We start from the raw sequence: 15,694 nt of genomic DNA on the forward strand, positions 1-15,694 counted from the left end.
GGCTTCACACTTGAAATATCCCCTCAATCATCGGTATAATATAGAAATATATACCTGTAAAGGAGGGATAATGCAAAAAACCGATTTTTCGGGCATTTCAGTCTGTCTTTTCCTGCTCTTTGCATCATTTGCATCACCGGCATCTTCAGTAATGCTCGATTCGCTTACCGGCAAAGCGCAGGTACAGCGGGCGGGAAAAGGCAAATGGTTTCCCGTTAAAGAAGGCACCGAGCTGCATAACAACGATATCATACGAACAGCCGCACACTCAACTGCAAAGCTGAAGTGGGGAAATGAGGATCATGTCTATTTAAAGGAACAAACCCAACTCCTCGTAAACCTTCATGAAAATAAAAAACCATCATTGATATCACAGCATATAACGGTCTTTTACGGCGCTGCGTTTTTTATCATTAGAGAAGTCCTGCCTGCACTCGGAAACAAACGCTATGATACTAAAGTCTACTCACCTACTTCGGTAGTTGCTATTCGGGGCACCTCCTTCTGTGTAGCCGCCGATAAAGAGAGTGGGAAAACGGCGCTTATAGTAATCAACGGAACGGTCCTTACCCGCAATATTCTTCGAAATGTTTCGGTGTTTGTCCGTTCAGGATACCAAACCTCAATTGCAATCAATACCGACCCCATAAAACCATCCCCGGTACTCAAAAAGGACATCAAAGAATTAAAAACGTGGGTTCCCCTTGCCGTTCTCACCGAAGAAATGAAAAAGCAGAAAGAAAAATCACAGCGAACAAAAGCAATTATCTCAGGAAAACTCGAGCAGAAAACCGCAGTAGTACCCTTTGCCAATATTTCCACTTACCGGGGCTCCTGGGATATCGGCTCCCTTTTTGCCCAATTTATGGCATCAAGGATCGATAAAGAAACCCCGGGGATGAAAGCTGTCGTAACCACTCTTTCTGCAGAGAACCCCGTGGAGATCGGCATGAAAGAAAAGGCTCACTATGTTGTTACCGGCGAAATCACCGTATTTGATATCGTTCAGCATGCCAAAGTTACTCCAAAGGCCGATGATTATAATGAGTATTCCGATGCAATTATCGAAATCCGGTGCAGTCTCATCGATGTTGCGGGTGAAAAGGTCAAGTATGACAATACAATTAGCGTAAAAAGCCGGGGTGACAATGTTCCCCACAACACCTGGAAAGAAATCGGTAAACTGAAATGTGACATGAATGATTCAACTTTTACATCATCATTGATAGGAACATCGATCAAACGAGCCATTGATCAGGTTTCGGGCGAAATTGCACGGTATTTACGCGACTGAACACCATGGTATTAAGTAACCTGTTCAAGAAGGCTCAGAATAGAGGAGACGAATATGACTATCGGTTCGGGAAGTTATGTTAAATCACTTTTGGGTTTGCTGCTTTGCATTCATATATGTTTCGCAGAGGAATATGTGACACTTAAAAGTCTGACCGGACAGGCTGAAGTCAGGAAGGCGGGACAGGAAAACTGGAGACTGGTCGGCCAGGGCGCAAATCTTCATAACAACGATATATTCAGAGTTGCAAAGAATTCAAAGGCATGTCTTACCTGGAGTGATGAAAGTGAAATATATCTTAAAGAAAATTCCCAGATACTCATAAATCTCCATTCCAACCCCGGTGATAATTCGGTTGTTCAACATTTTACGGTATTTTTTGGAGCAGCATTCTTTCTTTTTAAATGTGCCCTTCCAAAATTAGTCCCCGACAACCACTCAAAGGTATACACACCAACTGCAGTAATTGCAACCAGGGGTACTTCTTATGAAGTTAATGTTTCAAAGAATAACGGCACATCATCAATTAAAGTGCTTAACGGCACTGTTCTGGTGAAAAATATACTGAAAAATTCGTCCCTGTTTTTGAAGGCGGCATATAAGACTGTCGTTGAAATAAACACCGATCCGATTGTGCCCAGTGCCATTCTTGAAGATGATATTGCTCTTTTAAAAAAATGGGTCCCCTCTGAGGTAATCCGCAGGGAAATGAAATTCCAGCTCTCACGGGCCAAACGGGACCATGAAATTATTACCGGCAAACTGATCAATAAGATGGTTATCGTACCCCTCCGGAACAATTCCGACTATGAAGGTGAGTGGCAACTACCAAAGGAACTGGCAAAATGTATTTCGGCAAAGCTATCCGAATCGATCAAGGGGCTGAGTGCGAATGTCACCGGTAATTATAAAGCCGACCCGCTAAGCCTGGGGACCGATCATGAAGCCCGTTTTATCCTGCGGGGTTCGATTGAAAAATTTGATATTTCACAACATGCAAAAGTCTCCCCTTCAGCCGATGAATACCGTGAATACAATCTTGCGGAAATACGGCTTTATCTGCAGCTTATCGATGCTGAAACTGAAAAAATGGTGATTGACAACTACTATTCGGGTGAAGTTTCGGGCAAACACGACAGCCATAATTCATGGGAAACGATACGAAAATACCCCTGCAACCTCAAAGACCCTCATTTCAGCAAGTCTATTTTAGGAAGGGCCCTGTTTCAGGCCATCGAAGGGGCATCTCAGGAGATAACGCGTTACGTGAAGGGAGAGTAAGGTTAGGACGCCGGTTTGGGGGTACGGCCAAGGCTTTTCAAACTCTCATTGCTCAACGTACAACGCTCAATTTTAAAATAGTGTGGCATGATCTTTCAGACCATGGGCTGTTAATTTCGAATGTCGAGTTTAATCCCTGGGCCTTCCCGAATATTCCCCGGTCTGGGTATTGACAATGACCGTATTGCCGGTTTCGACAAACATGGGCACCTGAATAACAAGTCCGGTTTCAAGAGTAGCCGGTTTGGTGACATTGCCTGCTGCGGTTGCGCCTTTGATTGAGGGTTCCGTTTCGGTTACTTTCATTTGAACTGTCGATGGAAGCGAAATGCCGATGGGATTTCCTTCATATACTTGAACTTTGAGAGTTGTATTGGGAAGGAGATAGCCCACAACATCTTCGATTTCGCTTTTGTTGATATGAATCTGTTCGAAATTTTCAGTATTCATAAAAACAAAATCTTCGCCATCCTGATAGAGAAATTCAAATTCTTCTTCGGAAACAAAGGCTTTTTCGACTTTGTCGTCGGAGCGAAACCTCACTTCAGTCTGGTTTTCCGAAAGGATATTGCGGAGTTTGGCGGAAATAGTATTTGATCCCCTCCCCTGCATGGTAAAGCGGAAATCCATTACCTTGTGCGGCTCTCCATTATGGATTATCACCATACCTTTACGGATTTGAGTAGCATTTATCATTATTCCTCCGTATATGATATCAATGAAAATTCAAAATTGAACAGGGCTTTGAATATCTGTATTAACAGTCCTCATCTCCCCTGCTTGATCATTAACAAGGTGGAAGACGAGGACATTATTACAATACGAATTACCCAGCCTCTTCTTGTGAGGCCTATCTGTTTACCGGATCAGCGGTGCGATAACGAGTGATACAACACTCATCAGCTTGATCAGGATATTCAGTGACGGTCCTGCTGTATCCTTGAAGGGATCGCCTACCGTATCACCGGTAACGGCTGCTTTATGGGCATCCGAACCCTTACCGCCATGAGCGCCGCCTTCGATATGCTTTTTTGCATTGTCCCAGGCGCCGCCGGCATTCGACATAAAAAGAGCCATCATAACACCGGCTACGGTAACACCGGCCAGAACACCACCAAGCATTTCCGGACCACCGGCATAGCCGACAATGACAGGAGTCAATATCGCTATCAAACCGGGAGTAACCATTTCTCTAATGGCGGCGGCGGTCGAAATATCGACACATTTTGCATAATCGGCCTTTGCCTTGCCTTCCAGAAGGCCGGGGATCTGTTTGAATTGACGGCGTACTTCTTCGATCATGGCAAAAGCTGCCCGTCCTACAGCACCCATTGCAAAGGATGAGAAAAGGAAAGGGAGCATTGCGCCGAGAAACAGACCTGCAGTCACTGTCGGCTTTGTAACATCAATAACATCGATACCAACCGTGGTACGGAATGAAGCAAAAAGTGCCAGGGCGGTAAGTGCTGCAGAACCGATAGCAAAACCTTTTCCGATTGCCGCCGTCGTATTACCAACAGCATCAAGTTTATCGGTGCGTTTCCGTACTTCGGGATCCAATTCAGCCATTTCAGCCAATCCTCCGGCGTTATCTGCGATCGGACCGTAAGCATCGACCGCAAGCTGAATTCCGGTGGTTGCAAGCATGCCGAGAGCCGCTATCGCGATTCCATAAAGGCCGGCAAAAAAGTATGCCACGAGAATCGCTGCCCCAAGACAGATAGTTGGAAATGCTGTAGAAAGCATTCCGGTCTCTAAACCGGCAATGATATTGGTTGCAGCGCCGGTTTCGGAAGCATCAGCAATTTTCTGAGCCGGTTTTTTGTTTTCGGCTGTGTAATATTCGGTGAGCATACCGATTGCGATTCCTGCCGCAAGTCCCGCGATTGTTGCCCAGAAAATCCCCGTAGCCTGATATTCCACACCACCGAGCGAGAAGGTCGCCGGAGCAAGGTTCACAACAATGGGATAGGTCAAAATGGCCATAATCGCGCCTGCGCCAAAAGTTCCGATATTCAGCGCTGCCTGCGGATTGCCGCCTTCTTTAACCCGGACGAAAAAGGTTCCGATAATCGAAATAATAATTCCAACACCTGCAAGTACCAAAGGAAGAATCACCAGTTGAGTAGTGCCTGCAGCAGCACCGAGTACCATGGAGGCGATAATCGAGCCAACATAGGATTCAAACAGGTCGGCACCCATTCCGGCTACGTCACCCACATTATCACCCACATTATCGGCAATCGTGGCCGGGTTCCGGGGATCGTCCTCAGGAATGCCGGCTTCAACTTTTCCAACAAGATCGGCGCCAACATCGGCAGCCTTTGTATAAATACCGCCACCAACACGAGCGAAAAGCGCAATCGATGATGCACCCATTGCAAAACCATTCAGGACCGGAAGGACCGTATCGGTAAGATTGGCAACTTCGGTACCAAACATCCTTGTATAAAGTATGAACAAGCCCGATAATCCGACAATACCCAGACCAACAACGCACATTCCCATAACCGCTCCGCCGGAGAAAGCAACCTGCAAGGCTGATTGCAGTCCCGTGCGTGCACCATGAGTGGTCCGCATGTTGGCAGCAGTGGCAATTCTCATACCAAAAAATCCGGCGATACCGGAACAAACAGCTCCAACAACAAAAGATACGGCAACCCATTTGACATTGCTTTCATTAGCAATGACAAGGAGGACCGCAACGGCGACAACAAACATGCTCAAGACCTTATATTCCCGTGACAGGAACGCCATCGCACCCTCTCGTACAGCTGCGCCGATTTCTTTCATCTTATCGGTACCAGCGTTCTGCTTATTGATCCATTGGGACTTCCATACAGCGAAAAGAAGTGCCAGAATACCTGCTCCAAGAGGTAAGTAAATTAGAGAATTGGAATCCATAGAGCCTCTCTTTTTAGGTGAAGGTTACAACAAGTACTGAATTTATTGCCAAATCTGATGTTGCTGTAGCAAATTGTGTCATCATACTATTATAAAAAGATGCATTTGCGGAGAGACTAAAATATATTTGCCCTAGGGGGTGAATCAATGAAGAATGACAGGATAATAATATTCTAATGGAGAATGAAACACCGGATACCGCAAAAACCGTCTTTGGATGATCTTGAAGGTGGGTAAATCCCGAAAAGGCTACCAGTTTCCCGGATCTTCCTTTTCGGATTCCTTGTTTCTGCCGAAGAGTTTCTTGAGCCCTCGCCGTTTCTTCTTATTGGAATCCTTTTTTTCATCAGATTCACCGGTATCTTTCGGTTCTGGTGTATCGTCGATATCTTCTGAAGCTTCCTGAGGCTCATTGCCAGCAGCATTCTGCACATTTGCCGAATCGCTGTTTTCGTATGACTCGACAGCACCGCTTTTTTGGTCAGTCGTTTCCAGCGCGGAACCGAATCCAACTGTATCCAGTTCCGGCGGAGTAGCATTCTCCACCGACAGAGTATCCTCCCCAACATCCCCACCATCCTGATATACCTGAGGAGCTTCAATATCGGCCTCTTCATCACCGAAGCTGTTCTGTTCCATGACCGAATGCGCGGCAGGGCTCGTGACATCACGTATTTCCAGATCCGATGAAAATTTCACTCCGGTCTCTTTGGAAAGCTTCTGAAGAACTTCCTGGGCGGCAAGGGCAACACCATCATCAGGATCGTTTGCAAGTTGCTCCATCAAATAGATTGCCTGTGTTTCTTTCATTTTTCCCAGCGCAATCAAAACCTCAATCCGTATCCCCGGATCCTCTTCTTCGGAAAGTATCGTCAAAAGCACATCAGATGCGCCTTTGCTTCCAATCTCCCCAAGAAGCGCAGCACTGAGCATCCTGATATACCGGTCCTCTGTTTTATCCAGAATAATCTCTTTGAGAGGCGGAAGCGCTTTTTCGCGGAAATTGGCTATCTCCGTTATAGCCTGTTTCACCTTTTCAGGCTCAAAAGGCACTGCTTCATACAAACTCTTCAGGGTAATAATCTTATCAAGGAGCAACAGTTTAATGCGCTCTCCATCCTCGGGAATACTATCCACCAGGGAAGTAAGAGACTGATCCATGGAGCTGATTTTTGTCTGACTTCGATTAAGCTTTCGTTTCAAACTGTCCACTTCGTCTCTCAGCGCAAACACCATCTGTTCCTGGCGGGCAAGGCGGTCATCAATAGAGGTAAATCCGGCTTTTTTGCCAAAACCGAGACTTCCATTATACGCTATGCCGAACCAAATACCCGGACGAACCAGGGATGTATCTTCTGTTGGATCGGAAAGGGCAAGGCGGAATTCTCCATTATCGAAAAGAAATCCCGGGATATCGAAAATCCCCGCCGCAACCTGAAGGCGTTTACTCAGAAGTCGCCATGAGACAAAAAGGGAAGGTATAATTTTCTCATCCCGCCGATGCACTTCAACAGAGGTATATACTCCCGCTCCAAAATACTTTTCAATTCCAAAAAAAGGATTAACAAGTTCGCTTTCGCTGGTCGGAATGGTCTGAATGCCGAGATGAAACCGCGTTTTGAGCTGTTCGAGGCTTTTTGCCATGGTGCAGTAAAATTCATTTGCCATATTATCGGCAACAGTCGAATCGGCACCGAAATAATGGGCTTCCTTATGGGAAAAAACATTATGGGCACCTACTGCCAGGGAAGGCATCCATTGTTTTGTTTCTCCAAGGACACGGGCTTTAAACCCCAGGGTCGGTCCCCCCGCATACCCGAGATGAATATTAACCCATTCGATTATACCAAGCTTAAAAAGAAATGTACCACCGAATTCCGGTGATGGACCACCCGAGCCGGAATCGGCAAAGTAATACCCCTGTCCGTCAACAACAAAATAGCCACCCCTCAAAAGATCGGCATCAGGTATGACATGGAGTGAACTCCACCGTGTTTTGCCCATCGCAGAAGAAAAACACAAAACCACGATGTAAAGCAAGCCGACAATACACGCGCGATTAGAGGGCAAAGACATTGGCGCTCTCCTGCTCTGTTCGAATTCAAATCATCTGCATGGGCAGAATCCCGGAAAAACTATCCAGAAACAATTTTCCGCCATCTTACTATTATTTATCGGAGCATGACAAAAAAACCTTCGGTTTTTTTCATTTCTGATGGATTTTTGAAATATTAATTAAGCGATTATTTCATTTGTATCTTCATTTTCGTTTTTGTCGGAAGATTCCTCTTGTTCATTATGAATTTCTTGATCTTCATTATTCCGGACTGCCTCGGCATCGTTATTTTTCGAAATATCGGCAGCGGTTTCAGAGGGTATAGTGGAGGATTTTTCTGTAGACTTTGATTCCTGTAACTGGCGCCGTTTTTTTCCTGCTCCCTTACTCTGATTATTATCGCCACCACTGGTGTTTTCAGGCTCAGGAAGGCGATCACGGATTTCGTTCAACAGCTTAATGACAGCATTATTCTGCTTGACCATCTTTTCGGCCAGTTGCATTATTTCGCGTTTAAACCTGTCTCCTCTTCGTTTAGGATGCTGCTGTGAATGGGGATTGTTGTAGTTATGGTTATTATGGTTGTGGTTATGGTTATGGTTATTATCCCGGTGACTGGAGCTTGGATTGTAATTGTAGCTGGTACTGGGACTGTAATTCTGCTTCTTGTCGCCAAATGCATTTGACATCTGTTTCCTCATTTTCTGATTAAAATTTGCACGATTGGAATCGGCACCTTGCATGCTCCCGAACTCCTTTCAAAAAGGTAACTGGTTTTTTATTGTAGTATGATTTGCATTAATAGACAACTTTTATCTTTAATCTTATCCGCCAAATAACAAGTATCACATCGACAGAAAGTGAGTGATCTCTTTTTCAATTTGAAGGCAGGCCTGTTTGTTTTGATTAATAATTATACCATTATAATGATTTTTAAGCCAGGTATTTTGTCGTTTTGCATACCGACGGGTATTTTGTTTTATCACCTCGACTGCTTCAGGGAATTTTTTCCGTCCCTCTTCAACTTCGAATAACTCTTTATATCCGACACACTCCATTCCCGGATCACCAGGACCATAGCCTCTTTTTCTCAGATCTACAAACTCATCCCACAGACCATGTTCGACCATTTGATGGACTCGTGCATTAATCCGATTGTAGAGTATGTCTCGCGGCAATGCAAGAATGAATATTTTAAATTCCAGGTCGCCGGGCGGATTATTTTGCTTTTGCAGTTCAGATTTTTTTTGTCCGGTCTTATAGAAGATTTCAAGAGCGCGGATATTTCGGCATACATCATGGGGATGAATTCTGCCGGCGCTTTCCGGATCCACACGTTTCAATTCATTAAAAATACTTTCAGGCCCCTGTTCCCGCACTTTTTTTTCAAATTTTTTCCTGAGCTGCGGGTCATTTTCTATTTGCGGCCCCATTCCATTTTTTAAACAGTGAAAATAAAAACCGGTACCACCACAAATAATTACCGTTCTACCCTCTCTCGCCTGCTTCCGAATAATCTCCAGAGCGCTGCAGGAAAAAAGATGTGCAGAAAAATACTCATCAGGATCAACAATGTCAATCATCCAGTGCCTGATTCGTGACAATTCTTCAGAAGAAGGCTTTGCCGTGCCGATATCCATATATCGGTATATCTGACGGGAATCGCATGATAAAATATCTCCCTTAATTGCAGAAGCAATCTCCAGTGCCAGAGCTGTTTTTCCTGCTGCGGTGGGGCCCAGAATCACAGGTACCTTGATCTTCACAATCAGCGCCCCTTCTTTTTATTGACTCATTAAAACAAAATGGGTATTTTTGAACATATAATCATTCTTCTTTTCACGTAACTTATTTTAGAGTAGCAACTTATTTTTATGCAGTAACAATTCAGACAACCCGAAATATGTCATGCGCTTCATGCAACAGCCATTCCGAATAACCGAGGATATGGCGGATGCATACCAGGTATACCAGTAAAATACTATGCTTCGAAAGACAATAACGTTCCTTTTTATTGCAGCTCTTTTATTTGCGGGAATATTTTTTGCCCACAAATCATTCAGAAACCACGGCATCGTTTCACATCTGAAAAATAAAATCCCGGCATTCTCTTCCGACAATAAGAATAATGCATACAAAAAAATACACTCATTTCCGGCATGCCTGCTCGATACGCTGCATTCCCTTGAAGCCGATACATCGGGTTTAGTCAGCCATATCGCCCGGCGCGACTCGACAGTTAATCTTCAGATCGAAGTGCCCAAGGGCCTTCCTCTTCCATGGATCGTATGGAGTCTTGGACAATGCGCCGACAATACATCATATGAGGTCGCCGACTGTATCCATTACCCTGAAAAAGGAACCTGCCGTCTCTCTTTCTCCTCATCTAAAAAGAACAACCCTAATATTACGCTTACCATCGGCCGTTCTTCTCTCTTTTACAGCGCCACAGGCAAAATGGCAATACTCCTAGAGGATTTTGGATTTGAAGCCAACCAGACAACCATCGACTTCCTCTCATTTTCAAAACCCCTTACGGTTTCACTGGTTCCCATTCAGAAAAAGTCATCATGGACAGCCCAGATAGCCGACGAGTATAAAAAGGAGATAATCATTGCGCTCCCCATGGAATCACAATACCATTCCATGCCCAACTATAGAGATGCTGCGATTATGATCCATTATTCGGAAAACAAAATCATCCAGATAATCAATGATGCGATGCGATTGATTCCGAATTTCTCCGGATTCAGCAATCTTTATGGTTCGCGGCTCCTTCTGGATACCCGTGTTACTTCAATTATTCTGCAAAAAATACATAAGCATCACGGTTATTTTATCGATATGAAAACCACGGAGCACTCTGTAGTTCCCCAAATCGCACACTCAATCGGGCTGCCTCATCAAAAAATCGACGGGTCAATCGATACAGACAAGTCGGTCGATTCAATAATCGAGCAGCTTCGCCATTATATTCTGGTTGCACGTAAAAACGGTTCATGCCTGGTTACGGGCAAAGCCACCCAGGATTTTATAACAGCACTTACCAAAACAATGCCGGTTTTCGAATACAACGGCATAAAATTAGTTTATGTATCGGAGTTGGTAAAACATCCATAAAAAAGGAGCTTTCATGGCAACGCTTGGTGTAAATATCGATCATATTGCAACAATCCGTCAGGCACGGGGAGGAAAAGACCCCGATCCGGTCCAGGCCGCGGTTTTAGCAGAGCTTGCCGGCGCCCATGGCATTACAGCCCATCTCAGGGAAGACCGCCGTCATATGCAGGACAGAGATATCTATCTGCTTAAACAAGTTGTTACCACCCATCTGAATCTTGAAATGGCTGCCACAAATGAAATGGTTCATATTGCCATCGATGTGGTTCCTTTTATGGCGACGCTGGTTCCTGAAAAGCGGGAAGAACGCACAACTGAGGGCGGTCTGAGTGTGGCCGGTAAAGAGCGGGACCTGGAAAAAATCTGTGACCAGCTGCAAGAAAATGATATTGTCGTCTCCGTTTTTATCGATCCTGATATTCAGCAAATAAAAGCGGCAAAGCGAATCGGCATTTCCCATGTGGAACTCCATACCGGCTATTATGCTAATCTTACCGGTCCGGCTCAGGATGAAGAACTTCAAAAATTAGGCGAGCTTGCCTATGCTGCAAATAAAATCGGCCTTCACGTTAACGCTGGCCATGGCTTGAATTATCAAAATGTTTCTGCAGTGGCTGATATCGAATATATCGAAGAACTTAATATCGGCCATTCAATCGTCTCCCGCGCCTCGCTGGTAGGCCTGGAGACCGCAGTGAGAGATATGATGGCGTTGATGTAAAAAAGAATGCGACCATGGAGTAATCTCGATTGCACCTCAGAACAGGTGGGGTGGTGGAGAGAGCGTAAAACACTTATTTAATGTCCGACACGTCGCCCCTCTCACCGTTTTACCGGATCAGCACCCCCAGGTCCTTGCCGTCATCGCCCTTTTTACGACAGGGCGAATTTTCGAGAAGACTGAAATCCATATCCCTGCTTTTCGGTGCAGTAAAGAAAGGATCGAGGGCGAAGTTGCCGGAAGGCAGCACGTGTAGTCTTCCATGATTCCCGTAAAAATTATTATTAATCAGCATTATATTTCTTGAATCGGGGCCAGTTTTTACCGCCAGCCGCTCATTATAGGCGATAATATTATTTTTGACCATAATCTGCTCCGCGCCGTCAAGCGCAATACCGTGGCTGGCATTATAAGCGATCGTGTTATGGTTGATAGCACTGCTGCCGTCGGAACGAACATCCTGCCCCTGTATTCCTGCACCACGGTTGTAGACTATATAGGTATTTTTAATTTCACAGAGATTGCCGATCGAAATAACCCCCGAGCCAAGATTGTTGACAATAAGGCATTTTTCAATTTTTGAGTTCGAGCCTTTGGATAACACACCATGGGTCCCATTTCTTATTTCGAAACCAATAATGGCAGCATCCGAACCAAGGGTGACAACTGTCCCCCTTCCCTTTCCATTAATTACCGCCTTGAAGCGTTCCTTTGCAATTAATGTCACACCGGGCTCAACAATAACATGTTCCCGATACTTGCCGGGCTTCACCAGAATAGTATCACCCGGTTTGGCCTTGATCATGGCCCGGGAGATGCTTCTCATTCCCTTTGAAGGTACTGTTAAAGTATTCTGGGCTGCAACAAAGCAGTTAAAGATACTCACCAGCGTTATTATTCTGATTACAGCACGGGTAGTAACGTTGCTCCTTTTCGCATTCATAAAAAACTCCTTCAAAAACAAAAAAAGCCTTGCCTCCACAGAAGGAGACAAGGCATAAAATACATCATTTGAAAGGAATAGTGGAAACCGGTGCTTACTGACCATCCTCTTCAAGCTTCTTCATTTCTTCTTTAAGCTTTTCGATTTCCATATCAAGTTCTTTCTGTTTTTCGATTTCCTGTTTAGGTGCAACCGATGTACCCTCACTCAGTTTTTCGGCAGTTGCAAGGGCGTATTCAATATCGCTCTTCACCTTGTCGATACCCTGTGAGAAGAAACTCCGTCGTTCGAATTCATCGGTATACGTAAGAAAATCTTCGATAGCCTGCTTTTCTTCTTTTTGATGAATATGCAGACTGTCGATCATTCGTAATACCAGTGATGTTTGACGAACCAGAGCAAGTTCCTCGGCCGACTGTGCAACGGTCTCATATTGCTCCCGGTTTCTCTGATATTTTTCTTTTCGAAGGGTAAGTGAATCTTCGGGAGGTCCGTCATAATCTTCGATTTTATTAAGGGCCTGCCGTAGAATATTGGCTGCTTCATCATAGCTTTTCTTCATCATGGCTGAATATGCTTCCAGAAGCGCGCCTTCAGCCTGCACGGCAATTTTATTCGATGTTCGCTGAAGGGCTTGACCTGCCTGAGCACAATCGGCCCATTGGCGGGCTTTCACCCCAGTCCATCCAAGACCAAGAAGCGCATCTTCATAAAAATAGCTCGAATTCGGTATTTTTCTGAGCGCCGTAACCGCTTTGGACAGCGAAAGCTCTTCGTAAAAAACATAACCGATAAGGAGCAGCGAACGATTAACGCATTCGCGCTGATCTTCTCTTTTTGCCTCAGTCTGAATTGCATTTTCCAATGCTTCAGTGGCCTCAGTTGATTTGTCCTGTCTCATATAGGTAACGGCCAGTGAATGCTGTGCAAAGACATAGTCGGGATGATACTCAGGAACATTTTCAAATAGCTGGATCGCTTTGGCATGCTCTTTCTTTTTCGCATGCACCTGCCCCATAATATAGAATGCATGATATTTCAGTGAGTCGGGAACCGCGGGAGCATTGAGGCGGTTGAATTGCGTAGTAACCGCAACATCATCACCCTCCCTGTAGGCAACCCGCATAATGCCGAGGTCTGCATAAGGCACAATTTCACTCTGGGGATATTTTGAGATAGCATCATTATATCCCTCCCATGAAGTCTGCCGCATATCGAGTTCTTCCTGACAACTGTGGAGATAATAATTTACCCAGTCGTTTTTGAAAAAATCGGGAAATTGAGAAAGTATCTGTCCAAAAACAAAGAAAGCATCCCAGTACTTTTCCTGATGATAAAGGGTAAGGGCCTTGTTGTAAAGGTCATTCGGTGAGGCATCGAGCATACGGGCCATACGACGGGCATAAATTTCTTCCCGGTGAAGACCGAATTCGGCACGGCCGTAAATTGTATGCGTCGAAATGTTGTCACCCTCGAACATGGAATTATACTGGTACAAAAATTCAACATCCCGTCCATTATTAACACTGGGCATATTGAAACCACCGGCAAATCCCCAGTAGCCCGGGAGCTCATTACCTTCAACCGGTTTGTCACTCAACCCGAACTGGCCGTAGAGCTTGAATATCCGAAGAAGCCAGAATCCCAGCCGATAGGAAAGTTCCCATTCGACTTTACTCGCAGCATCAACAAGCCCCTCATTGGAAACTTCTTTAAACTCATCTGCCTGTGTAAGCCAGTCTTTGATATCGAAATCCATACCGCTGGAGATCCGTTTTTCCCAGAAGGTTGCAAGCCAGGAGAGCTTCAAATTGCGGGAATAAACATCCCCCTCAAGTTCTTCAACATCGCTTTTCAGGGTAGGAGCGAGAATATTTTGAAAGGTAAGACCGAATAGGTGATTTCCGATAACCGGGTGTCTAAACGCGCGATAGCTAATACCAAAGTCAATACCCGGCATTGGGCTGAATCGTTGTTCTTCTCCAAAGAGGCTTTCGTGGGCAAAGTTAACATTAACACCCGTACTCAGCCTGTTCCATGGATTGATTGCATAGGAAAGCATAAAGAAATTGTGCTGACTGCTTATCTCTCCATCGGTCTTTTTCATGGTTTGTTCATCATTGTCCCATGTGTATCCTGAAAATTGTCCTGATCCCAATCCGATCCATGATACACTGACCGATTGATACAGCCCGATAGGAACGGTTACACCTATTTCCCCGAGCTTGAATGAATTTCCAAGCGTGGGAGCAAAGGCGCCCCGGGCAGTGATATAATTGGCTTCCGTCAACAGCGCGGGATTGGTCAGCGGAGAATAGGGTGACAGTAAATCACGCCACCGCTGAGTGATAAGATATTCGCCCGGAAGACCGGCTGCCGAAATCGAGGATATCATTCCGGCAACAAGCAGAAGAACAACACCAATCTTTCGTGTATAGCAATTTGTATTCATCATAAAAACGTCTTTCTATTAAATAAAAGTGTCCTTTTCCACAGTTACTTTTTATGACTAAAAAAGATCGCTGTTGGTGCTTGTCGACTGAGAATCCATCCGCACCCCCGGAATTTCATCCTTTGGGCATTCGGGACAGACAACTTTTCCGCTTACTTTGAAATCCATCCTTGATCGCGGTGCACTGAACTGAGGATTATAGGAGAAATTTCCCTCGGGCTGGGGCTTGGGTGACCAGAGATTGCCGTAGATATTGTTATTGGCAATTTTCACTTTCTCGGCTTCCGGCCTGATTTTGGTCCCAAGTCTTTCATTAAATGAAATAATATTATGTTGAATAAGGATATTAGACTTCCCCCCCATCGCAATTCCGTTATTCTCGTTGAACGCTATGGTATTATGGTTGACTGTCGGTCCGGCAGAGCGAACATCCCACCCCTGTATTCCGGAGCCGCGGTTAAAAGCAATAACATTGTCTTCTATCATCGGAAGATGACGTACACAAATAATGCCGGTCTGAAAATTGTTTTCGATACGACAGTTTTTGATGGTATTTCCCGGATGTTTGGAAAAAATACCGATAGTACCGTTTTTGATCACGAATCCGGAAATGCTTGCGTTTCTTCCCAGCGTAACGACCGTCCCTTTGCCTTTGCCGTCAATAACCGCTTTTAACGGGTGACGGGCCATGAGAGTTATTCCTGATTCAACAAAAACGCGTTCACGGTAAATACCATTGTTCACCCATACCGTATCTCCGGGCTTGGCCCTGATAAATGCATGAGCAATAGTCTGGATTTGACCAGACGGCACTGTAATGGAATTACCGGCAACAGCAATGCCGAACACCAGGAAACACGCCCCAAAGGCAATACAACATTTAAATGTGTCTCTTATCATACCGCTCTCCTTCGTCTCAGTCT

At 45.0% G+C, this 15,694-nt stretch carries 12 protein-coding genes; 4 read left to right on the top strand and 8 right to left on the bottom strand.

Annotated features, from left to right (window positions below; all coding sequences use genetic code 11):
* Window positions 1-70: 70 nt before the first annotated feature.
* Together GF401_06755 and GF401_06760 are read left to right on the top strand one after the other, a co-directional pair.
* Window positions 71-1,294: a hypothetical protein gene (locus GF401_06755; GenBank protein MBD3344746.1), complete on the top strand. Its 1,224-nt coding sequence runs from the start codon at window positions 71-73 to the stop codon at window positions 1,292-1,294.
* A gap of 54 nt (window positions 1,295-1,348) precedes the next feature.
* Entirely contained in the window at window positions 1,349-2,575 is a 1,227-nt protein-coding gene (locus tag GF401_06760; GenBank protein MBD3344747.1) for a hypothetical protein, read from the top strand.
* Window positions 2,576-2,704: 129 nt separating this feature from the next.
* Here GF401_06760 and efp read toward each other — a convergent pair whose 3' ends face one another.
* From efp to miaA, 5 genes are all read right to left on the bottom strand, one after another.
* Entirely contained in the window at window positions 2,705-3,274 is a 570-nt protein-coding gene (efp, locus tag GF401_06765) for an elongation factor P (protein ID MBD3344748.1), read from the bottom strand.
* Window positions 3,275-3,433: 159 nt separating this feature from the next.
* Entirely contained in the window at window positions 3,434-5,479 is a 2,046-nt protein-coding gene (locus tag GF401_06770; protein MBD3344749.1) for a sodium-translocating pyrophosphatase, read from the bottom strand.
* 249 nt (window positions 5,480-5,728) lie between these two features.
* Window positions 5,729-7,555: a hypothetical protein gene (locus tag GF401_06775; GenBank protein ID MBD3344750.1), complete on the bottom strand. Its 1,827-nt coding sequence runs from the start codon at window positions 7,553-7,555 to the stop codon at window positions 5,729-5,731.
* A 159-nt stretch (window positions 7,556-7,714) separates the two neighbouring features.
* Window positions 7,715-8,224 (bottom strand): hypothetical protein, encoded by a 510-nt coding sequence (locus GF401_06780; GenBank protein MBD3344751.1) that lies wholly within the window; start codon window positions 8,222-8,224, stop codon window positions 7,715-7,717.
* A gap of 156 nt (window positions 8,225-8,380) precedes the next feature.
* On the bottom strand, window positions 8,381-9,307 hold the full coding sequence (miaA, locus tag GF401_06785; GenBank protein MBD3344752.1) for a tRNA (adenosine(37)-N6)-dimethylallyltransferase MiaA: 927 nt from the start codon (window positions 9,305-9,307) through the stop codon (window positions 8,381-8,383).
* 211 nt (window positions 9,308-9,518) lie between these two features.
* Between miaA and GF401_06790 the strand changes: the two genes are divergently transcribed.
* The gene (locus GF401_06790) at window positions 9,519-10,655 is read left to right on the top strand and encodes a hypothetical protein (protein MBD3344753.1); all 1,137 of its coding nucleotides are present in this window, start codon (window positions 9,519-9,521) and stop codon (window positions 10,653-10,655) included.
* Window positions 10,656-10,668: 13 nt separating this feature from the next.
* Window positions 10,669-11,376, top strand: a complete 708-nt coding sequence (locus GF401_06795; GenBank protein ID MBD3344754.1) for a pyridoxine 5'-phosphate synthase — start codon at window positions 10,669-10,671, stop codon at window positions 11,374-11,376.
* 109 nt (window positions 11,377-11,485) lie between these two features.
* Here GF401_06795 and GF401_06800 read toward each other — a convergent pair whose 3' ends face one another.
* The 3 genes from GF401_06800 to GF401_06810 are packed head-to-tail and all read right to left on the bottom strand — an operon-like array spanning window position 11,486 to window position 15,671.
* Window positions 11,486-12,424, bottom strand: coding sequence for a DUF1565 domain-containing protein (locus GF401_06800; protein MBD3344755.1), 939 nt, complete (start codon window positions 12,422-12,424; stop codon window positions 11,486-11,488).
* Entirely contained in the window at window positions 12,414-14,774 is a 2,361-nt protein-coding gene (locus GF401_06805; protein MBD3344756.1) for a tetratricopeptide repeat protein, read from the bottom strand. Before GF401_06805 ends, GF401_06800 begins: the two co-directional genes overlap by 11 nt.
* Window positions 14,775-14,828: 54 nt before the next feature.
* Window positions 14,829-15,671, bottom strand: coding sequence for a hypothetical protein (locus GF401_06810; GenBank protein ID MBD3344757.1), 843 nt, complete (start codon window positions 15,669-15,671; stop codon window positions 14,829-14,831).
* Window positions 15,672-15,694 lie beyond the last annotated feature (23 nt).

It is taken from the genome of Chitinivibrionales bacterium (assembly GCA_014728215.1).
Taxonomy (GTDB): domain Bacteria; phylum Fibrobacterota; class Chitinivibrionia; order Chitinivibrionales; family WJKA01; genus WJKA01.